This window comes from Bacteroides sp. 43_46, assembly GCF_001915455.1.
In the GTDB taxonomy this organism is placed as follows: domain Bacteria; phylum Bacteroidota; class Bacteroidia; order Bacteroidales; family Bacteroidaceae; genus Bacteroides; species Bacteroides caccae.
In genome coordinates, this window is record NZ_MNQN01000036.1 from 13,176 (window position 1) to 14,851 (window position 1,676).

The 1,676-nt window shown below is 49.9% G+C and carries 1 protein-coding gene; it reads left to right on the forward strand.

Features of this window, described 5'->3' with window-relative positions; translation table 11 throughout:
- On the forward strand, positions 1-1,676 hold a 1,676-nt coding region (locus BHV72_RS03560; RefSeq protein ID WP_286854651.1), incomplete at both ends, for an SLBB domain-containing protein.

The window sequence follows — 1,676 nt, forward strand, 5'->3', positions numbered from 1 at the left end:
ACATTAAACAAGATCTATAACGGTCTTAATAATACGAACGACCCGACCTCTGACATCCGTCTGACACTCGGCAGCATCCGTACTATCCAGATCAATGTCATGGGTGAAGTGGTCCAGCCGGGCACCTACTCCCTTTCCTCCTTTGCCACTGTCTTTCACGCGCTTTACCGTGCGGGAGGTGTGAGTGACATCGGCAGCCTGCGCAATGTCCAACTGGTCCGTAACGGCAGGAACATCGCTACAATCGACGTCTACCAGTTTATCATGAAAGGTAACATTCAGGACGATATCCGTCTTCAGGAAGGCGACGTTGTGATAGTTCCCGCTTATGAGGTACTGGTCAAGATCGACGGCAAGGTGAAACGTCCGATGCGTTTTGAGATGAAGAAGGACGAGAACCTTTCCACGCTTATCAGCTATGCCGGCGGCTTTGAAGCCGACGCCTACACCCGTTCTTTGCGTGTAGTTCGCCAGAACGGTCAGGAATATGAAGTCAACACGGTCAAGGACATGGATTACAGTGTCTATAAGATGCGCAACGGCGATGTTGTGACGGCCGAAGCTATCCTTAACCGCTTCATCAACAAGCTTGAAATCCGCGGTGCGGTCTACCGTCCCGGTATCTACGAACTGAACGGCAGGCTGAATACCGTCCGCGAACTGGTCAACGAATCCCAGGGCCTTACCGGTGATGCGTTCCTGAACCGTGCCGTCCTTTACCGTCAGCGTGAGGACCTGACTTCCGAAGTAATCCCTCTGGATATCAAGTCTATCATGGAGGGTACTTCTCCCAATCTCCCCCTGATGAAGAATGACATTCTTTATATTCCCAGCATTCATGACCTGGAGGACAGGGGTAATGTGGTCATCCACGGTGAAGTGGCTCAGCCTGACTCGTATCCTTATGCGGATAACATGACCCTTGAAGACCTGATCATTCAGGCAGGCGGTCTGCGTGAAGCCGCTTCCGTAGTCCGTGTTGATGTATCCCGCAGAATAAAGAACCCGTATAGTACAGTTGATAATGATACTATCGGTCAGATGTATACGTTTGCCTTAAAGGACGGTTTTGTAGTTGACGGTCGCCCCGGCTTTGTCCTTCAGCCCTACGATGAGGTTTATGTTCGTCGCAGTCCCGGTTATCAACCTCAACAGAATGTTTCAGTCGAAGGAGAAATACTTTTCGGCGGTTCCTATGCGATGACCAGCAGGGAGGAACGTCTTTCAGACTTGATCAACAAAGCCGGCGGAGCCACCAACTACGCTTATCTTCGTGGTGCGAAGCTTACCCGTGTAGCCAATGCGAGTGAGAAGAAACGTATGGGTGATGTAATCCGTTTGATGAGCCGTCAGTTGGGTGAGGCTATGCTTGATTCCCTGGGTGTCCGCGTGGAGGATACGTTTACGGTCGGTATCGATTTGGAGAAGGCGTTGGCCAATCCCGGAAGTACGGCAGATATTGTGTTGCGTGAGGGTGATGTAGTCTCCATTCCGAAGAATAATAATACGGTAACAATCAATGGTGCCGTCATGGTTCCTAATACTGTTTCTTATATGAAAGGCAAGGATGTAGACTACTACCTGAATCAGGCGGGAGGTTATTCAGAGAATGCGAAGAAGAGTAAGAAGTTCATTGTTTATATGAATGGTCAGGTGACTAAGGTGAAGGGTAGTGG